24 protein-coding genes are annotated in these 25,363 nt (G+C 69.2%); 9 read left to right on the forward strand and 15 right to left on the reverse strand.

Annotation, left to right across the window (positions count from 1 at the left end):
• Nucleotides 1-34: 34 nt before the first annotated feature.
• From FHR04_RS16980 to FHR04_RS17000, 5 genes are all read left to right on the forward strand, one after another.
• Entirely contained in the window at nucleotides 35-220 is a 186-nt protein-coding gene (locus tag FHR04_RS16980) for a hypothetical protein (protein WP_139404429.1), read from the forward strand.
• 86 nt (nucleotides 221-306) lie between these two features.
• Complete coding sequence (locus tag FHR04_RS16985) at nucleotides 307-1,077, forward strand: carboxypeptidase-like regulatory domain-containing protein (RefSeq protein WP_139404430.1); 771 nt, start codon at nucleotides 307-309, stop codon at nucleotides 1,075-1,077.
• A complete protein-coding gene (locus tag FHR04_RS16990; RefSeq protein WP_139404431.1) occupies nucleotides 1,074-1,880 on the forward strand; it encodes a carboxypeptidase-like regulatory domain-containing protein in 807 nt (268 codons plus the stop codon). The genes FHR04_RS16985 and FHR04_RS16990 overlap by 4 nt, the downstream gene beginning before the upstream one ends.
• A gap of 160 nt (nucleotides 1,881-2,040) precedes the next feature.
• A complete protein-coding gene (locus FHR04_RS16995) occupies nucleotides 2,041-2,625 on the forward strand; it encodes a hypothetical protein (RefSeq protein WP_139404432.1) in 585 nt (194 codons plus the stop codon).
• Between the two features lie 94 nt (nucleotides 2,626-2,719).
• Nucleotides 2,720-4,825 (forward strand): hypothetical protein, encoded by a 2,106-nt coding sequence (locus FHR04_RS17000; protein ID WP_139404433.1) that lies wholly within the window; start codon nucleotides 2,720-2,722, stop codon nucleotides 4,823-4,825.
• A gap of 145 nt (nucleotides 4,826-4,970) precedes the next feature.
• On the opposite strand, the gene FHR04_RS17005 is transcribed toward FHR04_RS17000, so the two are convergent.
• Nucleotides 4,971-8,036 carry an ATP-binding protein gene (locus tag FHR04_RS17005; RefSeq protein WP_139404434.1) on the reverse strand — a complete coding sequence of 1,022 codons (3,066 nt, stop codon included), beginning with the start codon at nucleotides 8,034-8,036 and terminating at the stop codon, nucleotides 4,971-4,973.
• Nucleotides 8,037-8,189: 153 nt separating this feature from the next.
• Here FHR04_RS17005 and FHR04_RS21705 point away from each other — a divergent pair, with 153 nt between their 5' ends.
• The 3 genes from FHR04_RS21705 to FHR04_RS17025 all read left to right on the forward strand — a co-directional run bounded on the left by FHR04_RS21705 (nucleotide 8,190) and on the right by FHR04_RS17025 (nucleotide 12,817).
• A complete protein-coding gene (locus FHR04_RS21705; RefSeq protein WP_375782590.1) occupies nucleotides 8,190-8,405 on the forward strand; it encodes an EAL domain-containing protein in 216 nt (71 codons plus the stop codon).
• 260 nt (nucleotides 8,406-8,665) lie between these two features.
• Nucleotides 8,666-9,877, forward strand: coding sequence for an alpha/beta hydrolase (locus FHR04_RS17015; protein WP_249039179.1), 1,212 nt, complete (start codon nucleotides 8,666-8,668; stop codon nucleotides 9,875-9,877).
• A 648-nt stretch (nucleotides 9,878-10,525) separates the two neighbouring features.
• Nucleotides 10,526-12,817 (forward strand): LuxR C-terminal-related transcriptional regulator, encoded by a 2,292-nt coding sequence (locus tag FHR04_RS17025; RefSeq protein WP_139404436.1) that lies wholly within the window; start codon nucleotides 10,526-10,528, stop codon nucleotides 12,815-12,817.
• 443 nt (nucleotides 12,818-13,260) lie between these two features.
• On the opposite strand, the gene FHR04_RS17030 is transcribed toward FHR04_RS17025, so the two are convergent.
• From FHR04_RS17030 to FHR04_RS17090, 13 genes are all read right to left on the reverse strand, one after another.
• Nucleotides 13,261-13,689 (reverse strand): response regulator, encoded by a 429-nt coding sequence (locus FHR04_RS17030; protein ID WP_139404437.1) that lies wholly within the window; start codon nucleotides 13,687-13,689, stop codon nucleotides 13,261-13,263.
• A gap of 272 nt (nucleotides 13,690-13,961) precedes the next feature.
• Nucleotides 13,962-14,180 (reverse strand): PIN domain-containing protein, encoded by a 219-nt coding sequence (locus FHR04_RS17035; RefSeq protein WP_139404438.1) that lies wholly within the window; start codon nucleotides 14,178-14,180, stop codon nucleotides 13,962-13,964.
• Nucleotides 14,181-14,624: 444 nt separating this feature from the next.
• Entirely contained in the window at nucleotides 14,625-15,695 is a 1,071-nt protein-coding gene (gene cobT, locus FHR04_RS17040) for a nicotinate-nucleotide--dimethylbenzimidazole phosphoribosyltransferase (protein WP_139404439.1), read from the reverse strand.
• Nucleotides 15,685-16,215, reverse strand: coding sequence for a bifunctional adenosylcobinamide kinase/adenosylcobinamide-phosphate guanylyltransferase (cobU, locus tag FHR04_RS17045; protein WP_139404440.1), 531 nt, complete (start codon nucleotides 16,213-16,215; stop codon nucleotides 15,685-15,687). The genes cobT and cobU overlap by 11 nt, the downstream gene beginning before the upstream one ends.
• Nucleotides 16,212-17,609, reverse strand: a complete 1,398-nt coding sequence (locus tag FHR04_RS17050) for a cobyric acid synthase (RefSeq protein WP_139404441.1) — start codon at nucleotides 17,607-17,609, stop codon at nucleotides 16,212-16,214. The genes cobU and FHR04_RS17050 overlap by 4 nt, the downstream gene beginning before the upstream one ends.
• A complete protein-coding gene (locus FHR04_RS17055) occupies nucleotides 17,602-18,621 on the reverse strand; it encodes a pyridoxal phosphate-dependent aminotransferase (RefSeq protein WP_139404442.1) in 1,020 nt (339 codons plus the stop codon). The genes FHR04_RS17050 and FHR04_RS17055 overlap by 8 nt, the downstream gene beginning before the upstream one ends.
• The gene (locus FHR04_RS17060) at nucleotides 18,614-19,504 is read right to left on the reverse strand and encodes a CobD/CbiB family cobalamin biosynthesis protein (RefSeq protein ID WP_249039180.1); all 891 of its coding nucleotides are present in this window, start codon (nucleotides 19,502-19,504) and stop codon (nucleotides 18,614-18,616) included. Before FHR04_RS17060 ends, FHR04_RS17055 begins: the two co-directional genes overlap by 8 nt.
• Nucleotides 19,505-19,517: 13 nt before the next feature.
• The gene (locus FHR04_RS17065; RefSeq protein WP_139404443.1) at nucleotides 19,518-19,907 is read right to left on the reverse strand and encodes a type II toxin-antitoxin system VapC family toxin; all 390 of its coding nucleotides are present in this window, start codon (nucleotides 19,905-19,907) and stop codon (nucleotides 19,518-19,520) included.
• The gene (locus tag FHR04_RS17070; RefSeq protein WP_139404444.1) at nucleotides 19,904-20,146 is read right to left on the reverse strand and encodes a type II toxin-antitoxin system Phd/YefM family antitoxin; all 243 of its coding nucleotides are present in this window, start codon (nucleotides 20,144-20,146) and stop codon (nucleotides 19,904-19,906) included. The genes FHR04_RS17065 and FHR04_RS17070 overlap by 4 nt, the downstream gene beginning before the upstream one ends.
• 46 nt (nucleotides 20,147-20,192) lie before the next feature.
• Nucleotides 20,193-20,813 (reverse strand): cob(I)yrinic acid a,c-diamide adenosyltransferase, encoded by a 621-nt coding sequence (gene cobO / locus FHR04_RS17075; protein ID WP_139404445.1) that lies wholly within the window; start codon nucleotides 20,811-20,813, stop codon nucleotides 20,193-20,195.
• Entirely contained in the window at nucleotides 20,810-21,679 is an 870-nt protein-coding gene (locus FHR04_RS17080; RefSeq protein WP_139404446.1) for an ABC transporter substrate-binding protein, read from the reverse strand. The genes cobO and FHR04_RS17080 overlap by 4 nt, the downstream gene beginning before the upstream one ends.
• Nucleotides 21,680-21,949: 270 nt before the next feature.
• Complete coding sequence (locus tag FHR04_RS17085; protein WP_170213999.1) at nucleotides 21,950-22,555, reverse strand: histidine phosphatase family protein; 606 nt, start codon at nucleotides 22,553-22,555, stop codon at nucleotides 21,950-21,952.
• Entirely contained in the window at nucleotides 22,552-23,286 is a 735-nt protein-coding gene (locus FHR04_RS17090) for an adenosylcobinamide-GDP ribazoletransferase (protein ID WP_139404447.1), read from the reverse strand. Before FHR04_RS17090 ends, FHR04_RS17085 begins: the two co-directional genes overlap by 4 nt.
• A 491-nt stretch (nucleotides 23,287-23,777) precedes the next feature.
• On the opposite strand from FHR04_RS17090, the gene FHR04_RS17095 reads away from it, so the two are divergent.
• On the forward strand, nucleotides 23,778-24,722 hold the full coding sequence (locus FHR04_RS17095) for an MBL fold metallo-hydrolase (RefSeq protein WP_139404448.1): 945 nt from the start codon (nucleotides 23,778-23,780) through the stop codon (nucleotides 24,720-24,722).
• A gap of 139 nt (nucleotides 24,723-24,861) precedes the next feature.
• On the opposite strand, the gene FHR04_RS17100 is transcribed toward FHR04_RS17095, so the two are convergent.
• Nucleotides 24,862-25,353 (reverse strand): DUF4142 domain-containing protein, encoded by a 492-nt coding sequence (locus FHR04_RS17100; protein WP_139404449.1) that lies wholly within the window; start codon nucleotides 25,351-25,353, stop codon nucleotides 24,862-24,864.
• Nucleotides 25,354-25,363 lie beyond the last annotated feature (10 nt).

Genomic DNA, 25,363 nt, shown 5'->3' on the forward strand with positions numbered 1-25,363 from the left:
CCGACTCAACCGCACGTAAAGGAGATGACTTGAGATGGACGCCCTGATCACGCTGACGGTCTGGCTGCTGGGTTGGCTCTTCGCCTCCGCCTTCGGCCTGGGGCTGCTGTGCCTGCTGGCGGCCCTGTACGGCGTGGGCAGCGGCTGGCCGCCCGTCTTTCCGGCGCTGCTGCTGGCCGCGTGGGCGGGGCTGTGGCTGCGCTCGCTGCGGGGCGCATGACCTACACCTGAAGCGTCATCCGGCCATCATCCCCCGCCGTCTACGCTCCCCGTAGCTCAAAAGAATCCACACGAAAGAGGTCAACCATGAAATACGCGAAACTGCTGCTGCTCGCCCTGAGTCTCACGACCCTGTCCGCCTGCGGGGCGGGCAACGCCGAGACGCCGCCCCGCAAGGCGCCACCTGCGCCGGGCATCCCGAACACCAGTACCGCACGGCCTTTTCATCTCACCGGCACGGTGAAAACCTCGCAGGGCAAGCCACTTGCCGGCGTGCGGGTGGGGGCCGACAACACCGTGCTGGACGGCTCGGAAGTCTGGACAACCACCGATGCCCAGGGCCGCTATGACCTGGATCTCTCGGCGATGCCCATCCTGAACTCGTGGACGGCCGTGGCCAACCTGACCGTGACGTCTCACGGACAGCAGTACACGCTCTATCCAGAGGTGGACAATCCAGCTGCCTTTCTCGGCAAGGACGGTGCGGTGCGTCACTTCACGCTCAGGCTCACCGGCAAAACCCCAAACGGCGGGTATTACGGAGCCCGGTTGTTCGCCAACCTCGGTCTGTCGGAAGCGGGCGACATGCCCGAGTTCGACGACGTGGAGTTCACGGCCACGCCGGACGGGCCGCTGCTGGACGGCACGGCCGGCACCCCCGTCACGCTGCGGTGGGCGCAGTTGCCCTTCGAGGTGCCGCAGGGCACCTACGTGGTCACGGCCCGCTCGCTGTCGGGCAAGGGGCCGCTGTGGCTCAAGGCGCGGGGCGGCAGTTACGGCCCCAGGGCGACGGTGGCGATGGAATACACGGCGGGGACGGGCATGACCCTCAACGTGGACGTGGTGCAGCCGCGATGAGCGTCGTCGATGTCCCTCTGCGCCACCCCCGAACGTTGATCGGCGCGGCGTGCTGGACAACCATAAAACGGTTCAGGCCCCTGCTGCTGCTCGCCGTCGCCTGCGCTCCCCTCACCCTGGCCGCGCCTGCGCCGACGCCCGCCCAGAAAGGTTTTATCGTCGGCACCGTCCGCAACGAAGCGGGGCAGCCGCTGGCCGGGGCCACCATCAACGCCGACAACCTGCTGGTCTCCAACAGCAACCTCTCGGCCACCACCGACGCGCAGGGGCGCTACCGCATCGACGTGCGGGTGGCCCCCACCACCTGGCGCGTGACCGCCCGACTGAACCTGCGTTACGGCGAGGAAAGTGTGGGCGCGGCGCTGCACCCCAGGGGAAGCGACGAGGTGCCGGGCCGGGTGGGCGGCGTGGTGGATTTCGTGTTCCGGCCCAAACCCGTCACGTCCGCCGATCCCTACGGCAACCTGGGCAAGGTGATGTTCGAGCGCGACGTGAACGACAACGACGAGTCGTTTGACTGGAAAAAGGTTCAGGTGGTCCTGAAGCCGGTGGGCCGGCTGGCCGACGGCACGGCGGGTCAGGCCAGGACGCTCAGCCCCATCCGCACCGGCAGCGGCTGGCTGATTCCCAACGTGATGTACGGCACCTACGCGGTCACGGCCAGCCTGAATGGCCGCCCGCTGGAACTTCGCCGCCGCACCCCCGACTCGGATCAACCGTACAGGACCACGTACACCGGCGGTTTTCTGCGCGACTACAGCCCCACGGACCTGAACATGTCGCTGGAAGTGCGCCTGCCCTGAGTGTCCAGGGCCGCGCGGCCTGCGCAGTTCTGTCTACAGACGGCGAGGCCGCCCCTCTGGCTCGCTGCCCGCACTGTCCCCGCCCATCATCCGCTGCTCATCCACCGTTTCTTCCACTGCCCGCAGTCCACAGGGGCGTGCTGCCCCACCAGGAGAACCTATGAATGCAACCACCTTGCGAACCCTCGGCCTCGTCACCCTGCTCACCGCGCCCGCGATGACCATTGAGGCGGCCCGGCACGGCTTTCAGAAGGTCGCCAACGAGAACACTGACCCCATCGGGGCGCTGCTCTACGGTCTGTTCTCGGTGGGCTGGCTGTGCGGCGTCCTCGGCCTGCGCTGGCTGCGGGCCACCGGGACGGGCCAGGCGGGCCGCTGGCTCCTGAACGTCCTGAGCGTCACCGTGACCCTGGCGATCTTGCAGTCGGCCATGGACCTGCTGAGGGTGCCGACCGGGAATGCCCTCTACATGGTCACAGACCTGGCCTGGCCGCTGAGCATGGTTCTCACGCTCGTCGTGGGCGTCGCCGCCATCGTCTCGCGCCAGTTGAGCGGCTGGCGGCGTTTCGTGCCGCTGTTCATGGGGGCCTTCCTTCCCCTGATGGTGATTCAGCAGGCGCTGGGCGCGGAGGTGCCGTACCTGTTCGACGCGCATACCATCCTGGCGTGGGGCCTGCTGGGCGTCACGCTGATCACCGCCGGCCACCCCCGCCCCCGGCAGGCGAACGCTGCGCCGAGCTTCTGAACGCCCTGACTTTCCTTCCGCCGACGCGGGCGACCCTCTAGGTCGCCCGCGTCCTGTCATCCTTCCATCATCCTCTCTGCGTCACCCTGCGGCCATGAAGCGATTACACCGTCCACTGGCCCTCACCGCCGCCCTGCTCGCCTCGCCCGCCCTGGCCGCGTCCTCCTGGATCAGCCTGAGTGACCAGACTGTCCTCGGCCCCGAAACGCAGATGCGCGCCCAGGTGGGCCAGCTGCGCAGCGAAACGTGCCGGCCCGCCGTGCGCGACTACCAGACGCCCGGCCTCGCGCCCGCCGCCGGACTGGACATCGACGAGGCGATCCGGGCGCTGGAGGGCGCACTGGCCGCCCTGAAGCCCGGCGATCCGGCCCGCGCGGGGCTGGAACGATCCCTGGAATTGCTGCGCAAGCAGAAAGCAGAAGGCACCAAAGTCCTGCCCCTGCCGGTGCGCCGCGAGAAGGGCGCGATGACCTTTGAAACAGCGCTGGCGGCGGCGCAGAAGCTGGTGGGGACGGCGGGGAAAAAGCCCACGGGCGGCAGTTCCGCCGATGTGGCAGCGGCCCTGGCGGCCAAGAGTCCGCGCGGGGCACTGGCCCTGCTGCTGGCCCAGCAGCGCGCCAAACCCAAGGACGCCATGACGCTGGTGAATCTGGCGGGCGGGCTGACGCTTTCGGGGCTGCCGCGCGAGGCGATTGCCGTGCTGGACCACGCGGGGGAACTGGGCAAGCTGCCCAACCCCGGCGGCGTGCCGGGACAGGCCCTCGCCCTGACCAACCGGGGCCACGCCTTCCTGGGGCTGGGCCGCTGGAGCGAGGCGCAGGCCCCGCTCAAACAGGCCCTCGCGCTGGCCCCCGACCTCTCCGAAGCCCGCATGAACCTCTCCAAGGCGCTGCTGTGCAGCGGGGACGTGGCGGGCGCGACGCGCGAGCTGCGGGTGGCCCTGCGGCGCACGGTTGCGCCGGAGGGGAGCGACCTGATTCTGACCGAGGACACGCCCGGCACACACGGCGACGCCCTGATGCCGCGCGAGCAGGCGTCCACCCGCCGCTCCGCAAAGGCGCTGTTGGACATGACGCGCGGCGCGACGTTCGCGCTGCCCCAGCTCAAGCTGCCCCTTAACCGGCAGGAGGCCGTCGTCTTGCACAAGAAATACGAGGCGCTGGAGCGCGAGGGACGTGGGGTGCTGAACGGTCTGCAGGCCCGCGCCACCGCCGTCAACCTCTCGCAGGTGCTGGACCCCGGCGAACTGCGCTGGTTCAGGCTGGTGAACGGGGCCATCACCACCTCGGTCTTCGAGCCGGAGGTCTGGCCCGCGTACCAGTCGGCGTACCGCGCCCATTACGACATGCTCAAGGCGCGTCCGGCGCTCACCGACGCCCGCAACAGGGCCATCGAGCGCGGGATTCAGGCGCTGTCCGCACCCGTTACCTGCGAGATGAAGAAAAAGGTCTACGACGATGCCGAGCAGATCTACATGGACGCCTTCCGGCCCTACGTCAAGGGCCAGGAAGGGGCGATGGCCCGCTTCGTGGCCGCGCGGGTGAAGTTCGAGACGGCCCTGGCCGCCAACCTGCCCGATCCGCAGGTGCGGGCGGCCAAGCGGGCGGCCATCGAGGCGTCGGCCAAGTCGTCGTTCTACGGCCCGGTGGTCTTCGGGGCGATCCTGCTCAGCGACGTAAATGACCTGGACGTGACCTGTGGGGGGGCGACGCCGGACGTGCCGCTGGAACTGGCCGAACTGCCCACCCTGGACGCCGATCCCTGCGGCGGCGCGCTGTCGAGCGCCAAGCTCAAATCCAAGGTGCCCTCGGCGGCCCTCAAAGGGCAGGGCCTGGGCCTGAGCTTCGCGCTGAGCTGCAAGAAGATCGACATCGAGCTGTCTACCTCCTCGCTGCTGGACACCGACTGGCTGGGCGGCTTCGCCGCTGCCAGTCTGGACTGGAACGGCAACGCCACGCTGTTCACCGGCGTCAAGGCCGAGCTGAAGCTGCCGAAAGGGGTGCCGGTCACGGGCGGCGTGGGCGCGAAGGAGGGCGTCTACATCAAGTTCGGCCCGGGCGGCATTCAGGACGCGGGAATGCGGGTGGAACTCAAGGGTTCGCTGGGCGCCGGGCCGGACGCCGCCACCGGGTTGTGGGAGGGCAAGATCGAACAGGAGTTCGGCGTGGCGGCGGCGGCGGCGTACTGGCGCGAGGGCTGATACGGATTCCGATTGAATCGTTTGCAAAAACGATGAAATCCGAGCGGACGCGAGGAGGAAAGAATACGGGTTTCGCGTATGGATTAACCCAGCGGCGCTTTCCCGATGGGTTAAGGAATTAAGCGGAATCCGTATGAGGTTGCCGTCAGGCCATGCCCAGTTTGTCGGCCAGCGCCCCGGCCTGCCGCCTCAGCTCCGCCGCCGCCGGGCCGTCCACCAGACTGGCCCGCAGCCGCAAGACCCCCAGCCGCCAGGGATCGTTCGGCAACTGCGTCAGCGCGTGCTGGGCCTCGTCCAGCCGGGCCAGGGCCTCGGCCACCCGGCCCAGATCGGCCAGTGCCTCGGCTTCCCGCAGGGCGCGCAGGGGCAGCATGGAGTTCATGAAGACCGGTTCGGTGCGCGTGGCTTGCAGCAGGCGCAGGGCGGCTTCCGGCTGGCCCTGCCGCCGCAGCGTGGCCGCGTGCACCAGCCGGATGGCCGAGATCAGCGCGCTGGGGCCTGGGCTGAACGCCTCGGCCTCGCCGTACAGCGCCGCCGCCCCGGCCAGATCGCCCCGCGCCAGCGCCAGCATCTGCCGCGCCACCAGCAGGCTCAGCCATTCCAGCGGACGGCTGTCCAGCGCCGCGAAATGCCGCTGCGAACGCGCGATGGCCTCTGCCGCCGCGTCCAGCTCGTTCAGGTCCACCAGCAGCCGCGCCAGTTTGGCCTGGCTGGTTCCGGCCCGCATCCGGTTGCCCTGCCGCAGGTGCAGCGGTTCGGCGCGCTCCAGGTGCGGGATGGCCGCCCGGGGGTCCAGGTAGGTGTAGGCCAGGCCCAGGCCCTCCTGCGCCTTGGCCTGCCATTCCAGATCGCCGGTCTGCTGGCCGATGGCCGCGAGGCGGGTCAGGTGGGTCAGCGTGCCCTGCGGATCGCCCGACATGAAGGCGGCCAGCGCGAGGGCCTCGGTCAGCGGGGCCTCGTATTTCAGACCTTCGGGGGGGCTTGCGTCGGGCGAAGCCGTGCCGCTTGCCAGCGCCCGCAAGCCCTCATGGGCGATCTGGCGCAGGCGCGGGGGCTGGGCCTGGCCTTCCTCGGCCCGGTAGCGTTGGGTGGCCACCGCCGCCCGTTGCAGCGGCGTGACGGCCTGCGCCGCCAGTGCCTCCACCGCCTGCGGGTGGGCCGGGTCCCCGCTGGCGGCCAGCGATTCGGTGTGTTCCAGCGCGGCGTCGAAAGCCAGTCCGGCGTCCAGCGCCGTGTACACTTCGGCGGCCTGGGCATAGAACTGCGCGGCCTCGCGGTGCCGCCCGGTGCGGCGGGCCGCCGCGCCCGCGCGCAGCAGCCACGGCGCGGCCTGCGCGGCGTCGCCGCCCGCCAGCCACAGTTCGGCCATGCGGCTGGGGGCGGGGTCCTCCGTGCCCCCGCCCGCCAGCACCCGCGCCGCCGCGCGGCTCAGCAGCCGCCGCAGGCTCTCGGGCAGGTCCGCCCGCAGGGTCTCGGCCAGCAGCTCGTGGCTGAACCGTTCGCCCACCATCACCTGGGCGCGTTCCAGTTCCTCCCACGCGGCAACCACGTCCAGCAGCGGGGCGCGCAGCATCTCCGACACCACTTCCACCGTCACGTCGCCGCGCAGCACCGCCGCCGCCCGCGCCGCCTGAAACGCGGGCGGGGACAGCCGGCCCAGCCGGGCGCGCAGCAGTTCGGACACCCGGGGGGGCAGCGGCAGCGGGCCGCCCTCCCCGTCGCCCTGTTCCAGCACCGTCCGCACCGTCTCCAGCACGAACAGCGGGTTGCCGCCGGTGACGCCGAACAGGGCCTCTTCCCGTGAACCCACGTCCACACCGTCCAGCGAGGCGATCAGCTCGCGGCACTGCGCGGCGCTCAGCGGCGGCACCGTGATCCAGGCCACCTGGCCGCGCGCGGCGAAGCGGCGGAACGCTTCGTGGTGTTCCGCGTCCAGCTCGTCCTCGCGGGCGGTGCAGATCACCCGGGGCAGGCCGCCGCGCCCGCCCAGCGGAAAGGTGTCCGACAGGAGCGCGAAGCCCAGGTCCCGCGAGGCGGCGTCGGTGTCGTGGACGTTCTCGAAGGCCACGGCCACCGCGCCCTGCATCGCCAGGCCGTAGACGTGCAGCACGGCGGCCATCACCTGCGCGTCGGTGCTGGCCGGCAAAGGCCCGGTGGCCCCGTCCCGGCGCAGTTCGGGCAGCAACGCGGCCAATACCGTCCTCACCGGGTCGGGCAGCGACGCCAGGGTGTCCGGGGGGGCCAGCACCCGGCGCAACATGCGAATGGTGGCGGCGTACGGCACCGTGGCGTCGCCGGGCCGCGCCTCCAGCGGCAGGTACGTGCCCTTGGCCGCCAGGAACTCCTGCATCAGCCGGGTCTTGCCCACCCCGGCAGGGCCGAGCAGCAGAATGGTCTGTCCCGCCGCCCAGGCCGCTTCCATCTGCCGCCAGATGGCCTCACGCCCGATCAGGACCGGGGGGCGCAGCAGCGACAGCGGAACGGTTGTTGGCGCGGGCACGGCGGCGGGCGGCAACGCCCCGCGCTCGATCAGCCGGGCCAGGGTCTGCGTCTCGGCCAGCGGCTCCACGTCCAGCTCGCGGTCCAGCAGCGCCGCCAGGCGGCGGTAAGCCAGCAGGGCCGCCGGACGGTCCCCGCACAGGTAGTGCAGCCGCATCACGCGCCGCCACGCGGCCTCCGAGAGTGGATTGAGGTCCAGGGCCAGGCCCGCCGGACGCAGCGCCCCGGCGTAGTCGGCGGCGGCCTCCAGCGCGTCGGCCTGGGCGCTCAGGCGGCCGCTCCGCAGGACGTCCAGACGCTCGCGCCAGCCCAGCAGCCAGGCCTCCAGATCGGCGGCCCCGTCCAGTTCCAGTCCGTCCAGCAGCGGGCCGCAGGCAAAATCGGTGCAACCCTCGTCGCCGAGCCAGCCCAGATCCGTCTTCAGGGCGGGCGACAGACTCACCTCGGTCCCGGTCTGGAACAGCTCCGGGTGGTGGGCGCTCCCGATACGGCGCAACAGGTGGACGAGGTTGTTGCGGGCGGTGGCTTCGGGCACGGCGGGCCACAGCCGTCCGGCCAGCACCGAGCGCGGCGTCGGTCCTTCCAGGGCCAGGTACGCCAGCAGCGCCAGCGTGCGGGCCTCCACGCGCTGCGGCTGACCGTCTGGCGCCAGCAGGGCGGGTCTGCCCAGGGTCACGAGCTGCCAGCCTTCAGCCGGGGAGGATGCGGCCACGATGGTTCAGTTTACCCGTTCGGCGGGTGGGGAAGACGGACGGTCAGGCCGGGGGGACGGTGCTGTCAGGTTCGCCGCGCAGAGGGTGGACCGGGCGCAGGAGCAGCTTGAGGACTGGGCCACCCCTCCGCTTCTGAGCTGGGCGGACATGTTCTGAAGATCGCCCCATCGTTTGTACCGCCGTTGAGCCTGACTGCCTCGGCGTCCCCCGTCGTCAAAGCCATCCCCATGCTGGCGCACAGCCGGGAACTGGAGATTGTCGCGGAGGGGGTAGAAACCCAGGAGGAACGTGATCTTGTGAGGGAGTTGGGCTGCCACCTGGGTCAGGGCTCCCTGTGTGCACGTCCCTCGCCCTTCCTCCCTGCCTGAACCTGAGGTCGGGGCCAAAGCCAGACGGTGGTCAATTCAAATGAAGGTTTCCCCTTCTTCGCTCCACAGGTGTGGCGCACCGAATACACGGGCGGTGCAAGCGGGCCGGCCTGTGGGATCCGATGGAGCTGTGGAAAGATCGGCCACGTCAGGCCAATGGGGATCGGCCCACCGTGCTGCCACCTGCGCCGTCAGACTGACGCCGGAAACGGGGGCCGGGTCATGGTCTGCGGCACCCCGGCAGTGGCACGATTTTCAGCGTGAAGCCCTCCAGACGCCTGTCCAGGCCACGACCCCTGACGCTGGTCTTGCTCATCCTCGGCCTGGTCGGCACGGCTGCTCTGAGCGTCGGCTGGTACTTTGCCGACGCGCTGGTGTGGGCCTCGCCCGTCCGCCGGCGCATTCCCAACACCCGCATCCTGGGCCTTTCGGGTGAGCAGCCCCTGACCCCTGGGTCTGGACCGCCCACACCCGCCCCCCAGGTCACCCTGACCCGCAACGCGGCCACCATCCACCCTGGCGTGCTGGGCCTGGAATGGGATGATCCAGATGACGTGCCGCGCTTCGCCCAGCTGGGTCCGGTCCTGACACAGACCCGCCGCACCGTCACCCGCACGGTGCAGTGGCAGGAGGCCGGGCTGACGGTGGGCCAGGCGGTGCGCCCCACCACCGTCGGGCTGGGCACCCCGGCGTCGCGCGGCCTGGCCTATCAGGACGTCCTCGTCCCCGCGCCGCATGGCCCCATGCCCGCGTGGCTGGTGCCGGCCGGCCCTGATGGCGGGGTGGACACCGACTGGGTGATCGTGACCCACGGCTACCGGGGCCTGCGGCAAGACGCCCTGCGCGTCCTGCCCACCTTCGCCCGACTGGGCCTGAGCAGCCTGACCATCACGTACCGCAACGCCCACGGCGCACCCCGCACGCCGCAGGGCGTCTATAGACTCAGCGCCGAGGAATGGGAAGACCTGGAGGCCGCCGTGCAGTTTGCGCAGGCCCACGGGGCGCGGCAGATCGTGCTGATGGGCTTCAGCATGGGCGGCGGCATCACGCTGGCCTTTTTGCGCTACAGCGCGCTGGCCTCTCGGATCACGGCGGCCGTGCTGGATTCCCCTCCGCTGGAGTGGCGTTCCCTGATCCGTCACTTTGCCCGGCGCTATTACGTGCGTCCGTTCGCGCGTCTGGTGGAATACCTGACGGTCCTCAAGAGCGGCCAGGACTTCGATGCCATTGACCACCACAGCGTGATGGACCAATTTCAGACGCCGATGCTGCTGTTTCACGGCAGCGCGGACCGGACGGTGCCGGTGGCGCATGTGGAGCGCTTTGCCCACGCGAGACCGGACATCGTGGAGTACCACCGGGTGGAGGGGGCCGAACACATCCGGATCTGGAACATGAACCCGGAATGGTACGAGGCGACGCTGGCCCGCTTTCTTCGCCGGGTGCTGGCAGGGGAGACGTCCGGGACGTGAGCGGGCAAGGTGGGGTGAGTGCGGGGTGAACCGAGTTCAAAGGGGCGATCAGGACCATCGTGCCCAGGCCTGCTGACGCTGATCCACCGTGGGCAGGAACTGATGCTGCCGCTGACCAGCTGCTGGGCCATGCCCTGAAGGACACCCGGTTCCGCGAGGCGGCGGTGATCGGGGTGTGGGCCGAGGCGCGCGTGGGCGGTGTTCGTGCGCGACAACGGGGGGCTTGAATCCCCAGGATCAGGACCGACTGTTCAGGGTCTTTCAGCGGCCGCAGCTGGAGCGCGAGTTTGAAGGCACGGGGGTGGGGCTGGCGAAGGTGCGCCGCATCGTCGCGCGGCAGGGGGGACGGTCAGCGCCGCCAGCGTGCTGGGCGAGGGAGCGCTGTTCGGCTTTACGCTGCCGCGCTGAAGGCGGGCGCAAGCGCCTCAACCGGTGCGAAAATGAAGCTACATGCAGGATCGCGCCGAGGGCCTAATCACTCCCGGCTTGGTCAGCAAAGGAGCACCTTCAAAGATCAGACGTGACATTAAACAGGGAACGCCTGCGCCAGCACGATGTCCAGATGCACGCTGATGGGGCCATGCCTGGAGTCATTCACCTGGCCTGGGACGCGGGTGCGCTTCAGGTCCCGGAGTCGTACAGTGGATCATGACGGTCCTTCCAACGATGGGTCCCGGCGATTTCGCCTTCCCGGAGCTGGTGGGCCGAGGTCACGAACTCGCGGTGGCACGCGAACTCCTGACCCGCCCGGATCTCCAGGTGGTGAACATCCGTGGCCCCGGAGGCGTGGGCAAAACCCGCCTGGCCCAGGCGGTGCTGGTGGACCTGTTTCCCACCTTTGACCTGGGCGGGTGCTTCGTGGATCTCGCCTCTCGGCGCGGCGAGGGGCAGCTGCTGCCTGCCCTGGTCCAGGCGCTGCACCTGCCGCCCTCGCCGGAGCCGGCTCTGGATCAGCTCGCCGCGATCGGGACGCGCTCGATTCTCCTGGTGCTCGATAACCTCGAACACCTGCCGCACCCCGAAGCGGACCTCGCAGCCTTGGCCGAGCGCCTGCCCGGAGCACGACTGTTGGTCACCAGCCGCCGCGTGCTGCACCTGCGCCGGGTGCAGGAACTGCCCCTGGGGCCCCTGGCGCTGCCGGAGGGCCCGGAAGCAGCCGGAGACAGTCCCGCTGTCCAGCTGTTCGTTCAGCGCGCGCAGGAGGTCGAGCCCGACTTTGCCCTGACCCCAGAGAACGCTCCGTTGCTGACGGCCATCTGCCGCGCCCTGGACGGTCTGCCGCTGGCCCTGGAGCTGGCGGCCGCCCGCCTGCGTGCTGTGGATCTGAATGGCCTGCTGGCCTGGCTGAACGCACCCCTCCAGGTGCTGACGGGCGGTCCCCTGGACGACGCACCACGCCGTCAGTCCCTGCGCAATGCCGTCCGCTGGAGTGTTGATCTGCTCACCCCCACCGAGCGCGAAGTGTTCCTGGCTTGCGGTGCCTTTCTCGGCGGGTTCACGCTGAATGCCCTGGAGACGGTGGCGGGCGTGGACGAGACCCAGGCCGTCTTGATCGCTCTGGTCGAGCACAGTCTGGTGCAGCGCGCGGCCGGCCCGGAACCCCGCTGGCGATTGCTGGAACCCGTGCGGGAGTACGCGGCCGAAGATGGACGGGCCTCAGGACGATCCGGGCGACTGGCGGACCGTCATGCCCACTTCTTCTTGTCCATGGCCGAACACCTCATGTCGACTGGGGGTGACTTGACGCCTGATGCCATGACCCTCCTCCGGGCTGACGACGCCAATCTGCATGCGGCCCTGGAATTTTTTATCGCTGCTGGAGCGGCCGAGGAAGCGCAGCGCTTCGTACAGGCGCTGACCGGGTACTGGGCGAGCCAGGGGAGACTTTCCAGGGCGGTGCCCCTGTGCACCCGGGTGCTGAACCTGCCCGGGGAGCCTCTGAGTGCCCGGCGGGCGGACGTGTTGCAATCATCTGCCTGGCTGGCGCTTCGGAACCATCAGCACGGCCAGGCCGTGGCGTGGGGCCGTGAGGCTCTGGATCTCTGGCGGGCCCTCGGAGACCGTGCCGGTGAAGCCTCGGCCCTGTCCACCCTCGCCGATATCCTTTCCAGTCAGGGCCAGACTGCGCCGGCCGTCGAGTGCTTCCAGCAGGCCCTGGGGTGGGCAGAAGCGCAGCGCGACCTGCCGCTTCAGGCGCAGACGCGGCACAATCTGGGCTTCACGCTGGGTCAGGCCGGGCAGTATGAGGCCGCCCTGGAACAACTGGGCCACGCCCTGGACACTTGGAAAGCACTGAACAATCCCGTCGGCGAAGCCTACACCAGTGCCGTGTGTGCGCGGTTGAGTGCCCTGCAAGGCCACCTCGACGCCAGCGTGGCCCACCTGCAACGCAGCTGGTCCCTGGGGCGGCCACTCCATGACGTTTTTTTCGAAGAAAGTCTGCTGTATATCGCGGCGCTGCTGTCCCAACGTCGGGGTCAACTGACGCTGGCGGTCTGGCTGTCGGCGGCCAGCGTCGCCGTCCAGCGGCGCTCCGATGTTCGAATGCCAGCTTCCTGCGAAGTCGAACGTGGGGCGCTGGTCGATGACCTGCGCGCCGAGCTGTCCACAGCCGAATTCACGGCGGCCTGGGGCATGGGAATGAAGGCCGGGCCGGAAGCCGTCGCCGCCCAGCTGGACGAGCTCGTTGTGGTTGCGGGCCAGGGCTCGCTGCCGGAGAATCACCTGACACCGCGAGAGCGAGAGGTGATCCTCCTCGTGGCTGAGGGGCACAGCGACAAGAAGATCGCGCAGGCGCTGGGCATCCGTCCGAGTACGGTCGGGAAGCACGTGGCCAGCCTGCTGGGCAAGCTGGAAGTGCACAACCGCGTGGAGCTCACCCGCTGGGTCATCGGGCACGGGCTGACCGCTGGGATCGAATCCAAGCCGCCCCATTCATGAGTGGCCTGGACTGACCTCAGCCGTGAACACGACAGCCACGACAGCGTCGGCGCACAGGGAGAGTCTGCTCCGGTCAGACGTGTGGCCGCGTTGATGCCCTGCACCTTCCGACGACAGACCGGGGTCTCCCGAATTCTCACGGGGTTCCCTGCGCGCACCGTGCGCAATTCTCACCTCACCATCTGCGGCATGATCCCTTCCATCCCCGAGCAGTCGTGGCCCGGACCCTCCAGAAGGCCGAACTGGCGGACCTGCGGACGGAGGGCCATGAAAGCTACGAACGTCAGCGGAGCTGGGTCTGTCCCAGGAGCACGGTGGCAGCGCGCAGGAGCTGCCCGCTTCTACCAGCATGAACAGAGTTACGAGCAGGACCTGGAGGGCGGGCGCCAGCGGTGACACCGCTCTGACCGCGAGTGGTGAAGGTGAGGAGAAGGTGCCAGGCGTTAGCTAGCCTGACCCGCCCGTCTGGTGGTGCGGTTGACCTGCCAGTAGTGCAGAAAGGTCTCGACCTGTTGCAGAAACGCAGTAAAGGTGGCCGACTTCACCAGATAGGAACTGGCATGCAAGGTATACGCCTGACTGATGTCCTGCCGGGCATCCGAGGTGGACAGGATCACCACCGGAATATGGACTCGGTGTGGATCGTTCTTGAGAACCTTGAGCAACTCAAATCCACTCATGCCTGGCATGTTGAGGTCCAGCAGGATCACCTCCGGTTCGAACGTCGGGTCGTCGAACAACGTCAGGGCCTCGCGTCCACTCCCGACACAGGTCAACATGCAGTCCGGGCAGAGGGCTTCAAACGCCTCTTGCGCGAGCAAGCGGTCCTGGGGACTATCGTCCACCAGCAGATAGTGGGAGGGGAACAGCATAGCCGCGACTATAGGCCGTTCTGCCCCAGCCCCTGTCGAAGATGTCGAAAGCGCGAGGACGCCTTGTGCTGGCGACGCGACGTCCGTGGGGTTGCGATCGATGTCCAGGAAGGCAGAACAGGGGGTCAGATTAGCCTCCAGGACCCTTACAGCCTGCCAAAACTACACCTGGTTTTTGCCGTGTTTACCGTATCCGGTGTCGACCAACCTGAGATCAGGCTGGGGCATCCCCCCGTCTGGCAGGCTGATTCATCTGATGTTTCGTCCGCATTTCAGCCCTCTCCTGCTGGTGGAGCGTCAAGCGGCACCCCCTCAGCCTGGGCCGCCTGGCGCCGGCGATCATCAAAGGTTAAAAACTCGATTTCGTCTTCGTCGAAGCCCAGCGGTGCAGGCTGGGCACCGACCAGATGCACGGCGTCCATCGCCCGCAGGCCGAGCGACGCGTGGCGAATGCCCAACGCTGAAACGTCTTGCGACGTCCCATCGTCCACCGGCACCACCTCGAAGGTCTCTCAATCGCGTCGACAGAAAGAAGGTGGCGGCGGCGGGATCGCGGTATGCCGGCAGGAGAATGGGGAGCATGGGTCCATGCCCGTCCGCGGCACGCCGCAGCCCGGGCGCGCTCCCGCCGCCCAGCCCGTCCAGATGCTGTTCAGAACCCCGCCGACGTTCCCGGTGGTGGAGTTCCTCGGGCAGCAGCGGAGCGAACTTGATGTCCCATGGCCGAAGGGCCTCATCCCTGACCTGAAGGTCGCGCGCGTGGGCAGGACCGGCATGTTTCGCTGTTTCAGCGGGAAGCGGTGGCGAGAGGGCTGGCCGTCTCTCACCGCTCACCGCCTGCCGGCGTCAAGTTGCCAGAACCCAACGGATCCAGGCTGTCAGGAACATTCCACCTGTTCGGCGCTGACCGGGGGAGGATGGCCTGATGGCCCGTCTCAGGGGCTGCCCGGCACCCCCGCCTCCTCAAAGGTCCGCATTTCCCGCAGGGTGGCCGCCGCCGCCAGGAGCAGCGGCGCGGCCAGCGCGCCGCCGGTCCCCTCGCCCAGCCTGAGGCCCAGCCGGAACATCGGCTTCAACCCGAGGGCCGAGAGTTGCGCGGCGTGCCCGACTTCGGCGCACTCGCCCGCCGGGAACAGATGGTCACGCAGGGCCGGGGCCAGGGCCACGCCCACCAGCGCCGCCGAGCCTTCCACGAAGCCGTCCAGAATCACCGCGCGGCGCAGCGCCGCGGCCTGGAGCATCATGCCCAGCATCGCCGCGATTTCATAGCCGCCGAACTCGGCCAGCACGGTCAGCGGATCGGTGGCAGGCGTGCGGGCGAGCGCCTCACGCACGGCCAGGAGTTTGCGGGCCAGGGTCACGTCGTCCACCCCCGTGCCGCGTCCGGTCACCTCCGCCGCGTCCACGTTCAGCAGTCGCGCGGTCAATGCGGCGGCGGGCGTGGTGTTGCCGATGCCCATTTCGCCGGGCACGATCAGGTCCGCGCCGTCCTCAATGGCGCGGCGGGCCAGCGCGGCGCCGGCCAGAACCAGCGCTTCGGTCTCCTGGGCGGTCATCGCCGCCGTGCGCCGCAGATCGCGCGTGCCGCGGCGCACGGCGGCGCGAATCAGGGCCGGATGATCCGGCAGTTCAGCGTTCACCCCGGCGTCCATCACGTACACCCGCGCGCCCACCGTGCGGGCGACGGCGTTGACGGCGGCCCCACCCGGCCCGGCCGGCGTCTCGGCCAGAAAGTTGGCCACCATCGCGGGCGTGACCTCGGGCGGATACGCGCTGACGCCGCCCGCCGCCACGCCATGATCCCCGGCTGCCACCAGCACGGCCACGCCGCGCGGATGGGGTGTCTCGCTGCCGAACACGCCCGCCAGCCTCACCCCCAGGTCTTCAAGGTCCCCCAGCGCCCCGGCCGGTTTGGTCAGCTGGGCCTGACGCGCACGGGCGCGGGTCATGGCGCCGCCGTCGGCAGTCCGGATGGACTGGATCAGGGCGCTCAGCTCAGGGTGCATGGAACTCCTGGGAAGGTTTGAGTCGAAGGGGCAGGCCACTGACCAGCACAAACGCCTCGTCGCTGGCCGCCGCGCAACGCTGATTGGCCCAGCCCAGCACGTCGCGGTAACGGCGGGCCAGCGCGTTGTCGGGCACGATGCCCAGCCCCACCTCGTTGGACACCAGCACGGTCAGCCCAGGGCGCGCACGGGCGGCGGCCAGCAACCCGCCGACGGCGTCCAGCATGGCCGCGTCCGTCCACTCCGCCAGCAGCATGTTGCTGACCCACAGGCTCAGGCAGTCCAGCAGCAGCGTGGGGCTTTCGACGTTCTGGACGGCCTGAACCACCTTGATGGGTTCTTCCACCGTGGTCCACGCCGCTGGCCGATCCGCGCGGTGACGCCGAATGCGTTCGGTCATTTCATCATCAAACGCCTGGGCGGTGGCGAGGTAGGTCACGGCCCCGCCGGCCGCGGCGGCGCGGGCCTCGGCAAAGCTGCTCTTGCCGCTGCGCGCGCCGCCAGTCACGTATAAAATCATAGCAATCCCCCGATAAAATCCCAGTCCAGACCCGCCTTGACCTGGACGGCAATGGCGTCCAGACGGGCGTCCAGGCTGTTCAGGGGGGACGGTGGCGTCAGTCCAGCCCAGCCCAGAAAACGCTCCAGATAAGCCGGGTTTTCCAGCAGGCCGTGCAGGGAGGTGCCGCGCACGTTGCCTGAGCGCCACAGCACGTCCGGAGCGAGTTCCTGCACGCCTGAGCCGGCCCGCGTCTGCCCGTGGTGGATCTCGTATCCCCCCAGGCGCAGGCCCGTCTCGGCGTCGGTGCAGGTGGTCAGGCGGGTGGTCTTGTCGGCGGCCCAGGTGGTGATCAGATTCAGCAGGCCCAGGCCCGGAACCTCCCCGCCGCCCTCGACGCCATGCGGATCGCTCAGGGTCTGCCCCAGCATCTGAAGGCCGCCGCAGATGCCCAGGACGGGCACGCCCGCGTGGGCGGCCCGCGTGACCGCGGCCGCCAGCCCGGAGGCCCGCAGCCAGCTCAGATCGGCGGCGGTGCTTTTGCTGCCCGGCAGGATCACCGCCCGCGCGTCCTCCATTTCGGCGGGCGTCGTGACCCAGCGGGCCAGCGGCCCCAGCGGCGCGAACTCGTCGAGGTTGGACACGCGCGGCAGGCGGGGGAGGGCGATGAAGCCGTCCTCATTCACGGTCTGTTTCTCTGTCCAGAAGCCGTCCTCCTCTGGCAGCGGAATGTCCAGCATGGGAATCACGCCCACCGTCGGCACCCCGGTCTGCGTTTCCAGCCATTCGGGGGCGGGGGAGAGCAGCCGCGCGTCGCCCCGGAAGCGGTTGAGAATAAAGCCCCTGAGCAGCGCGCGTTCCTCCGGCGTCAGGCAGTGCCAGGTGCCCAGCAGGTGCGCGAAGGCCCCGCCCCGGTCAATGTCGGCGGCCAGCAGCACGGCGGCCCCGGCCTCCTGCGCCACGCGCATGTTCACGATGTCGCTGCGGCGCAGGTTGACCTCGGCGGGGCTGCCCGCGCCCTCGATGACCACCACGTCGTAGTCGTCCAGCAGGCTGTGCAGGGACGCCTGAACGTGCGGCCAGAGGTGCGGTTTGCGCTCCCGCCAGCCCAGCGCGCTCAGGTCGGGATGGGCGCGGCCCAGCAGGACGACCTGCGAACGGGTGTCGGCCTCCGGCTTGAGCAGCACGGGATTCATCCGCACGTCGGGCACCACGCGGGCGGCCTGCGCCTGCACCAGCTGGGCGCGGCCCATCTCCAGGCCAGCGGGCGTGACCCCGGCGTTGTTGCTCATGTTCTGCGCCTTGAAGGGGGCCACCCGTAGGCCCTCGTTGGCCAGGATGCGGCACAGCGCCGCCGTGAGGTAGCTTTTGCCCGCGCTGCTGGTGCAGCCCTGAATCATGATGGCCCTAGCCATGACGTGCCTCCAGAACGGCTCCCAATGTTTCGACGAGCCGTGCATTCTCCTGTGGACTTCTGGTGGACACCCGGACGCGCTCCGGCAGACCGTAGCTGGCGCAGTCGCGTACCTTCACCCCGCAGTCCAGCACCCTCGACGCCACCGTCACCGCGTTGCCCACCTCCAGCGTCAGGTACGGTGTGCCGTGATGCCGCACCGGGCCCAGAGGACGCAGCGCGGCGGCCAGGGCTTCAGCGTCCTCCCGCACGCGGGGCAGGGTCTCGGTTAGAAACGCCCCGGCCTCCGGCAAGGCGGCCAGCGCGGCCGCCGTTCCCGCCGGCACATGCCACGCGGGCGCGAGGTTGTCCAGCCGCTCCACGGTCTCCGGCGCGGCCAGGGCGTAGGCGGGGCGGGCGCCCACCAGCCCGTGCGCCTTGCCGGGCGACAGCACGCGGACCACGGACGGGCCACGTGGGACGCGGCACGCAGGCACAAATGGCGCGTACGCCTCGTCCACGACCAGCAGCGCCCCGGCGCGTTGGCAGGCGGCGGCGAGGGCTTCCAGTTCCCGCTCCGAGTGCCGATGTCCGGTGGGATTGTGCGGATGACCGACGTAGACCAGCGCCACGCCGGGCCGAATCTCATCCAGCAGGTTTTCAGGTGGGACCACGCACACCTCCGCCCGGTTCAACGCGGCGGCGCGGGCCAGCTCGCCGAAGGGGGCGTGAACGCTGAGCAAGGTGCTGCCGGGCGGCACAAATGCGCGGACGATGCGGTGAAGCAGATCCGACGCGCCCACCGCCAGCGCCACTTCCCGCGGGGCAACGCCGTGCCACTCGGCCAGCCGCCCCCGCACCGCGCGGTACGTCGGGTCTGGATAGTGGGCATGTTCGGCTTCCCGCAGCGCCCGCAGCAGCACAGGATTGGGACCGTAGGGATTGGCATTCACGCTGAAATCCAGGCCCGAGAACGCTTCAGCGGTGGGTCCGCCGTGCTGGACACGGGCAATGAGGGGCGGCAACTCAGACATGGTTTTTCCAGGACAGCAGCAAAAGAAGAGTGGACAGCACGAAGGTGCGGCGGGCCAGTGTCAGGGCGCGGGGCAGGTCTGCCACCTCCGGCACGCGGCCACTGGCGTTTAAAACGTACACGCCGCGCTTGTCCAGGCGCACGCCCAGCGCCCCGGCGAAGGCGCTCATGGGATGTCCGGCATTGGGGCTGGCCGTGTTGCGGCGGTCACGCGCCCACACGCTCAGTCCCCTTCCACCCGAGGCCAGCACAGTACACAGCGCAGTCAGCCGGGCCGGGGCCAGATTCAGCATGTCGTCGGCGTGGGCGGCCCCCTTGCCGGCGTATTCCAGCGCCGGGGTGCGGTAGCCCCATAGGGCGTCGGCGGTGTTGGCGTAGCGGTACAGCGCCGCCAGCGGCAACCCGCCCACCCGGAACCACAGCAGCGGCGCCACCACGCTGTCCGACAGGTTTTCCGCCAGGCTTTCGATGGCGGCGCCCGCCACCTCTGGAGCCGTCAATCCGGCGGTGTCGCGGCTGACCAGATGCCAGGCCAGCAACCGCCGCGCTTCGGGCAGGTTGGCCGCAGACAGGGCCGCGTGAACCTCAGCCACCGCCGAAAACAATGCGCGACGGGCCAGCAAAGGTTTGAGGAGGATGCCCTGCGTGATCCAGCCGCCGGGCAGCCGTTGAGCCAGCGTTCCGATCCCCGCCGAGGCCCCCGCGCCCAGCGCCCACCACGCCGCACCATCGCAGAGTTGCCCAGCAGGCGATTTGGCCCTCCACCGCCCCCGCGCCCCCTTCAGATAATTCCCCATCCAGACCACCGGATGCAGCGGCGTCGGGGGTTCGCCCAGCAGGTCTAAGGCGAGGGCCAGCAGCATGGCGCGGCGCGAACCGCTCACGGTCTGCCCAGCATTATCTCAGCAGCGGGGTCTGAGCGTAGGAATTGATATGGCCGTCCAGTGTGACCAGTCGTAACCCGTCCTCCAGCGCCTGCGCCACCAGCATCCGGTCGAAGGGATCGCGGTGCGTCCACTCCAGCGCCCCCGCGCGGATGGCATGTGCGGGCGAGATGTCCAGCACGTCGGCCCCCAGCCGGGAGGCAACAGAGGGAAAGTCGTCCAGCAAGGGGGCAGCTTCGGGCAGGCGTCCCAGCGCATGCTTGATGGACATTTCCCAGGCGTTCACCGCGCTTAGAACCACCTGATTCTGCGAGTCGCTGAGCTGTACCTGAAGAGAGGAGGGAATGAGTTCGGGCTTGAGCGTGATCCACAGCAGAATATGGGTATCCAGCAGCAGCCTCACTCCCAGTCCGCCAGTTCCTCGGCGCTGAGGGGCCGCATGGCCTCGTCTTCAAAGTCGTCGCCCAGTTCCACCGTCCCGGCCAGAAAACCAAACTCACGCTTGCGGGCCGGGGCCAGGGGCACCAGCCGCGCGTAAGGCTGACCCGCCTTGGCAAGAATAATTTCCTCGCCGGCGTGGGCGCGGTCCACCAGGTGCGCGAACTGGGTCCTGGCATCATGGATGTCAACCACTTCCGGCATGGATCCAGCTTAGGCCAGTTGGGGCGCTGGAGCTGAACCTCTTGCCTCAATACTCGATCCCCGTCTGCGCCCCGATGCCTGCCGCATAGGCGTGCTTGACGGGATTGATCTCGCTCACGGTGTCGGCCAGTTCGATCAGTTCGGGCAGGGCGTCGCGCCCGGTGATGACCACATGTATCTTCGGATCGCGGGCTTTGAGAACCGCCTCCACCTCCGGCCAGGCCACCCAGCCGTACTTGAGGGGATACGTGAATTCGTCCAGCACGATCAGATCGTATTCCCCCGCCTCGATGGCCGCCCGCGCCAGCGCCCAGCCGTGCGCGGCCATCTCCGCCGAGTTGTCCAGATCGCGCGAGCGCCAGGTAAAGCCGTCGCCCAGGCCCTCGTAGGGCAGGCCCAGCGCGTCCAGCGTGCGGTGTTCGCCGAATTTGGCGTTCTCGTGCTTCAGGAACTGGAACATGCGCGTGCTTAGCCCGCGCCCGTGCGCCCGCATCATCAGGCCCAGCGCAGCGGTGGTCTTGCCCTTGCCCTTGCCCGTGTTGACGATCAGCAGGCCGCGGCGCCCCTTGCTGATGCCCTCAGCCTTTTTGTAGTTGTCGCGGTCCGCCTGCAGCTCGCGCATGGCGGCCTCGCGGCGGGCGGCGGTGGCCTCGTCCACGCTGCTCATTTCACCGCTTCGGGGTGGATGAATCTGATCAGGGCGCGCAGGGCGGCCGGCAGGCGGGGGCCGGGGCGCGACAGGGCGTCGTCCTCCTCCGGGGTGGGCTTGAAAACCTTGCCGCCCTGCACCGCTTTCAGCCCGGCCCAGCCGGGACGCTTGGCCGCTTCCGCCAGAGGCAAGCCGACCATCACCTGCGGATTGGCCTGGACGATCAGTTCGGGATCAAGCTTGGGAAAGTCGCCCAGCGCGGCGGGCACGATGGTCTGCCCGCCTGCCCGGCTGATCAGCGCGCCGATGAACGAGTTGGGGCCGACGCTGTACGGCGTGGGGTCGATCTCGTAATACGTGCTGACTTTGGGCAGCTTCGCCACGCTGGCCTGCAGGGTGTTCAGCTCGGTTCGCATCTTCGTGATCAGGTTCAGTGCGCCGGTTTCGTGGTTGGTCAGTTTGCCCAGCACGGCGATCTTCTCAAAGACCTCGTTGTAGGTTTGCGCGGTGCCGCCGTAAACGGTCAGGCCCGCCGCCGCCAATTTCTCGGTCAGGCGCGAACCCGTGGACTCGTCGGCCAGCACCAGATCGGGTTTGAGGGCCACAATCGCCTCCAGATCCGGCTGGAAGCCGCTGCCCACCTTGGGCAATCTGTCGGTAACGGCTTTGGGGTAGTTGCTGTACACGTCGGTGGCAATCAGCTTGTCGCCCGCGCCGATGGCGATCAGGGTCTCGGTGTGGCTGGGCAGCATGGCGATGATTCGTTTCGGCTCACTCTTCAGCGTGACCTTGCGCCCCAGATCGTCGGTGACGGTCAGGGGGTAGGCGGTGGCGGCGGCGCTGGACAGCAGGGCGAGGGCGGACAGGCTCAGAAGGTGGCGCATGGAAAGCTCCGGCTGGCGTGGGTGCGGCAGCGGAAGCGGGCGGCGCAGCAAGGAAAAAGCCCGCTCCAGCCGGGGCCAGAGCGGGAACAGGCGTGGGCGGGCCACGGGAAATTCAGCACTCAGATTGCGGCCCTCTGACGGCGAGAGGTGCTGACCCAAAAAGAGTCAGCGTCCCTGAGAGGCATTCGGGCTTCACCACAGCTTGTGGCATACCGTTGCGCGACAGCGCCGGAATCTCACCGGACTTCCCCTTCCCCAGGTGCGCGCAGCCTAGCAGACCGGAGGATCAGGGTGGCCCGGCATTGACGCGCCGGGCCGCCGCAACTCGCGCAGCCACCAGTCGTCCTCTGCCCGGTTCAGCGCCGCCACCCCGCCCGGCGCAACCTCGGCGGCGCGCAGGCCCACGCACAGGCGCAGCGCGGCCAGCAGCGGTCCGGCGTGGGTGAAGGCGATCACGGTGCCCTCCTGGGGCAGGTCATTCAGCCAGCGTTGAATCCGGGCATGAAATTCATGGCCCGTCTCGCCCCCCGGCGGGCCGGTTTCACTCGTGGGCTCACCCAGCGCGTCGATCCAGCCCCGCGGCGCGTCCCCAAATTGTGCTTCCAATTCGGCCCAGGTCCGCCCGCCCATCACGCCGAACTGGGCTTCGCAGAGCGCTGATGTGGAGACAGCGTCTGGAAATCCGGCCAGTTCCGCCGTCTGCCTGGCCCGCAGGCTGGGGGAGGTGAGGGCGAGGGCGTGGGAAGGCAGCCTCAGCCCGGCGGCCACCGCGCGGCCGGTCGGCGACAGCGGCGCGTCCTCGTCGGCGCGCGGGTAACGGCGCTCAGCGTTCGGCGCGGTGGGTGCGTGGCGCACGAGATACAGCGTGAGGGTCAACCCGTGCCCCAGGCGTAGGCGCCCAGCGCCGCCAGTTCCGCCGTGACTACGATCATGCCGTAAATGTCCCCGCTGAGGCCGCCCCCCAGCCGCCGCGCACTGAAGGACGCCACCCCCAGGCCGGCCGCCAGCGCCGCGAGCCACGCCAACCACGCTCCCGGCAGCAGCAGCGTGGGGGCCGCCAGCACCAGCGCCAGCCCGACGCGCCCCTCGCGCGAGCGTGCGCCCAGGGATTCGGGGCGGGCCGCCGGATACAGGTTCATGGGCAGCAGCAGCAGCGTGCGTGCGGCGACGGCGGCCACCAGCGGCGCGTACCACGCAATCGGCGCGGCCAGCACGCTCCACAGCGTCAGCAGGGCCAGGACGCCCGCCGCCAGTCCGAAGGCCCCGACATGCACGTCTCTCAGAATCTCCAGGCGCTGCGCCGGGGTCTTGACGGCGAACAGGGCGTCGGCGCTGTCCACCAGGCCGTCAAAATGCAGCATGCCGGTCAGGCCCAGCCACGCGCCCACCGCCAGGGCGGCCACCACGCCGCCGGGCAACGGCAACCCCAGCCACAGCAGCAGCGACACCAGTCCGCCCACCGCGTAGCCGGCCAGCGGGTAATACGCGCTGGCCCGCGCGAAATCGCCGTCCCTGACCTCGTGGATGTGCGGCAGCGGCAGGGTAGTCAAGAAGGTCAGGGCCAGGTGGCCGGCGCGCAGTTGGGGCGATTTCTCCCATCGCCTCATAGGAACTCCAATTGAATCACGAGCGAGAATGGCGAACCCCTGAAAAGACGATCGGTGGCGTCGGAAGCACCTTCGCCCGAGGGAGCGGCAAGGCCTGGGAATTCTATCCTGGGCCTGCCACAACACCGGGACGTCCTTCTTCCGCCGCCATTCCTATCCATCAGGCAGGTCAGTTCCGGCGCGTTCCGCCGTCATGGGTGAAGGCGGGACTGGGCGTGAGGCCGCAACGTCCGGCGCCGCCAGCCGCCCACCCGAATTCAGGCTCGCTCGGGCCTGGGGGACACCGGTGGTCAGCTTCTCCATCACGGCGCGTTTCTGGCTGGGCGAGCCGACGTGCCCCATTCACACTGTCCAGTCGCCGGGACGCAGACCACAGGCAGACCTCAACATCCCATGAGTCTTCGTGGAGCCAGATGCCGGACAGCCCTCATCCGGGTTTCGTAGCCTGAGGCACAGCCGCACGGCCTCACTTCGTTGAAAGGATTTTTTCCATGCCCCAACGCCCTGTTCAGCCCCTCACTCCCTTTGACCCGCCGCCGTCCCCCCTCGGTGGCACCCAGGTGCTGCGGCCCGACCTCGTCCGCGTGCGCCTGCCGCTGGTCAACGCTTACCTGATGGGGTTGCCCGGTGAACCCTGGGTTCTGCTGGACGCAGGCGTCCCGGGCACCGCCGGTCTGATTCGTGCGGCGGCGAAAAAACACCACGCAGACACCCCTCCCCGCGCTATTGTGCTGACGCACGGACACCTGGACCATATTGGGGGGCTGCGGGCCTTGCTCAGGACCTGGCCGGTGCCGGTCTACGCTCATCCGGCAGAACTGCCGCACCTGACCGGACAGGTGCCGTACCCGTTCCCCGATCCCACGGTCGGCGGCGTGATGAGCGCGCTCTCACCCATTTTTGTCCCGGGGCCCTTTGATTTCAGACCGCACATGCAGGCGCTGCCCGCGACGGGCGAGGTGCCTGTCCTGCCGGAGTGGCGCTGGTTGCACACGCCGGGCCATACCGCTGGGCACGTCTCGTTGTGGCGTGCGCGTGACCGCACCCTGCTCGTCGGCGACGTGTTCGTGACCACGCGGCAGGAGTCGGTGACGGGGGCTTTCACGCAACAGCCCACGCTGGTTCACCGTCCTCCCGCGTACTACACCCCCAACTGGGACGCGGCGCGCGCGTCGGTGCGGGCGCTCGCGGATCTGCGGCCCGCCCTGGTCGCCACCGGGCATGGACATCCCATGCCGGAAGAACAGATGGCGGACGAGTTGCAGACGCTCGCTCGCCATTTCGACGAGGTGGCCCGCCCCCGACATGGGTGGTACGTGAGTCACCCCGTGCCTGTGGGTCTGCCGCAGCCCGGTCCGGATGTCCTGAAGCGGCTCGTGCTGGGCGGGCTCGCCGCTGCGAGCGCCCTCTTGCTGCTCAACCGTTGGCACCGCTGAAGGGCAGGGCCTGCCAGGACAGGGAACGCGGACCCGTCAAAGCCTGCGTCTCTCGCTCACCCCGCAGGCCTTGACGCGGCACTGGCCACCAATCCTCACGGGGGCTGGTGACCAGTCTGGGCTGTGATGGAGCGCCAGGTTACTCGTCCGGCAAGCCCTGGGCCATCTCCAAGTGTCCGGCCACGATGGGCTGCGTCTTGGCCGCGTAGGCCAGCGCGTCAGCATCCTGACCAAAGCTGCGGTACGTCTTGATCAGCGTCAACGTCAGGTCATGCCCCGCCACCTGCACCTTCTTGTACTCGGCGTCAAAGGCCGCGCCGGACAGCGTGGACAGCTTGTCGCCCTGCACGCGCTGATCGGCTCCTGGCCTGTCGGTCAGCTTGGTCCCTTTCCTGGCCGCCAGCGCGTTCGGCTGGTCCTGGGCCCTGGTGTGATCGGTGATCATCTTCTGGGCGTAGGCCCGCACGGCCGCGTTGCCACTCTTCCGCAGGGCCAGGTGTGAGGTGGCGATCTCGGCCAGGTTGCTCATGCCGGCCACCTCCATAAACAGTACGTCGGTGCTGGTGCTGGTCTGGGCGGTGGACACGCCTGAAGTCATCGCCGCAGGCCCCGCGCCACCGGCGGCGGCCATGGGCAGGCAC

This window comes from Deinococcus radiopugnans ATCC 19172 (assembly GCF_006335125.1).
Classification (GTDB): domain Bacteria; phylum Deinococcota; class Deinococci; order Deinococcales; family Deinococcaceae; genus Deinococcus; species Deinococcus radiopugnans.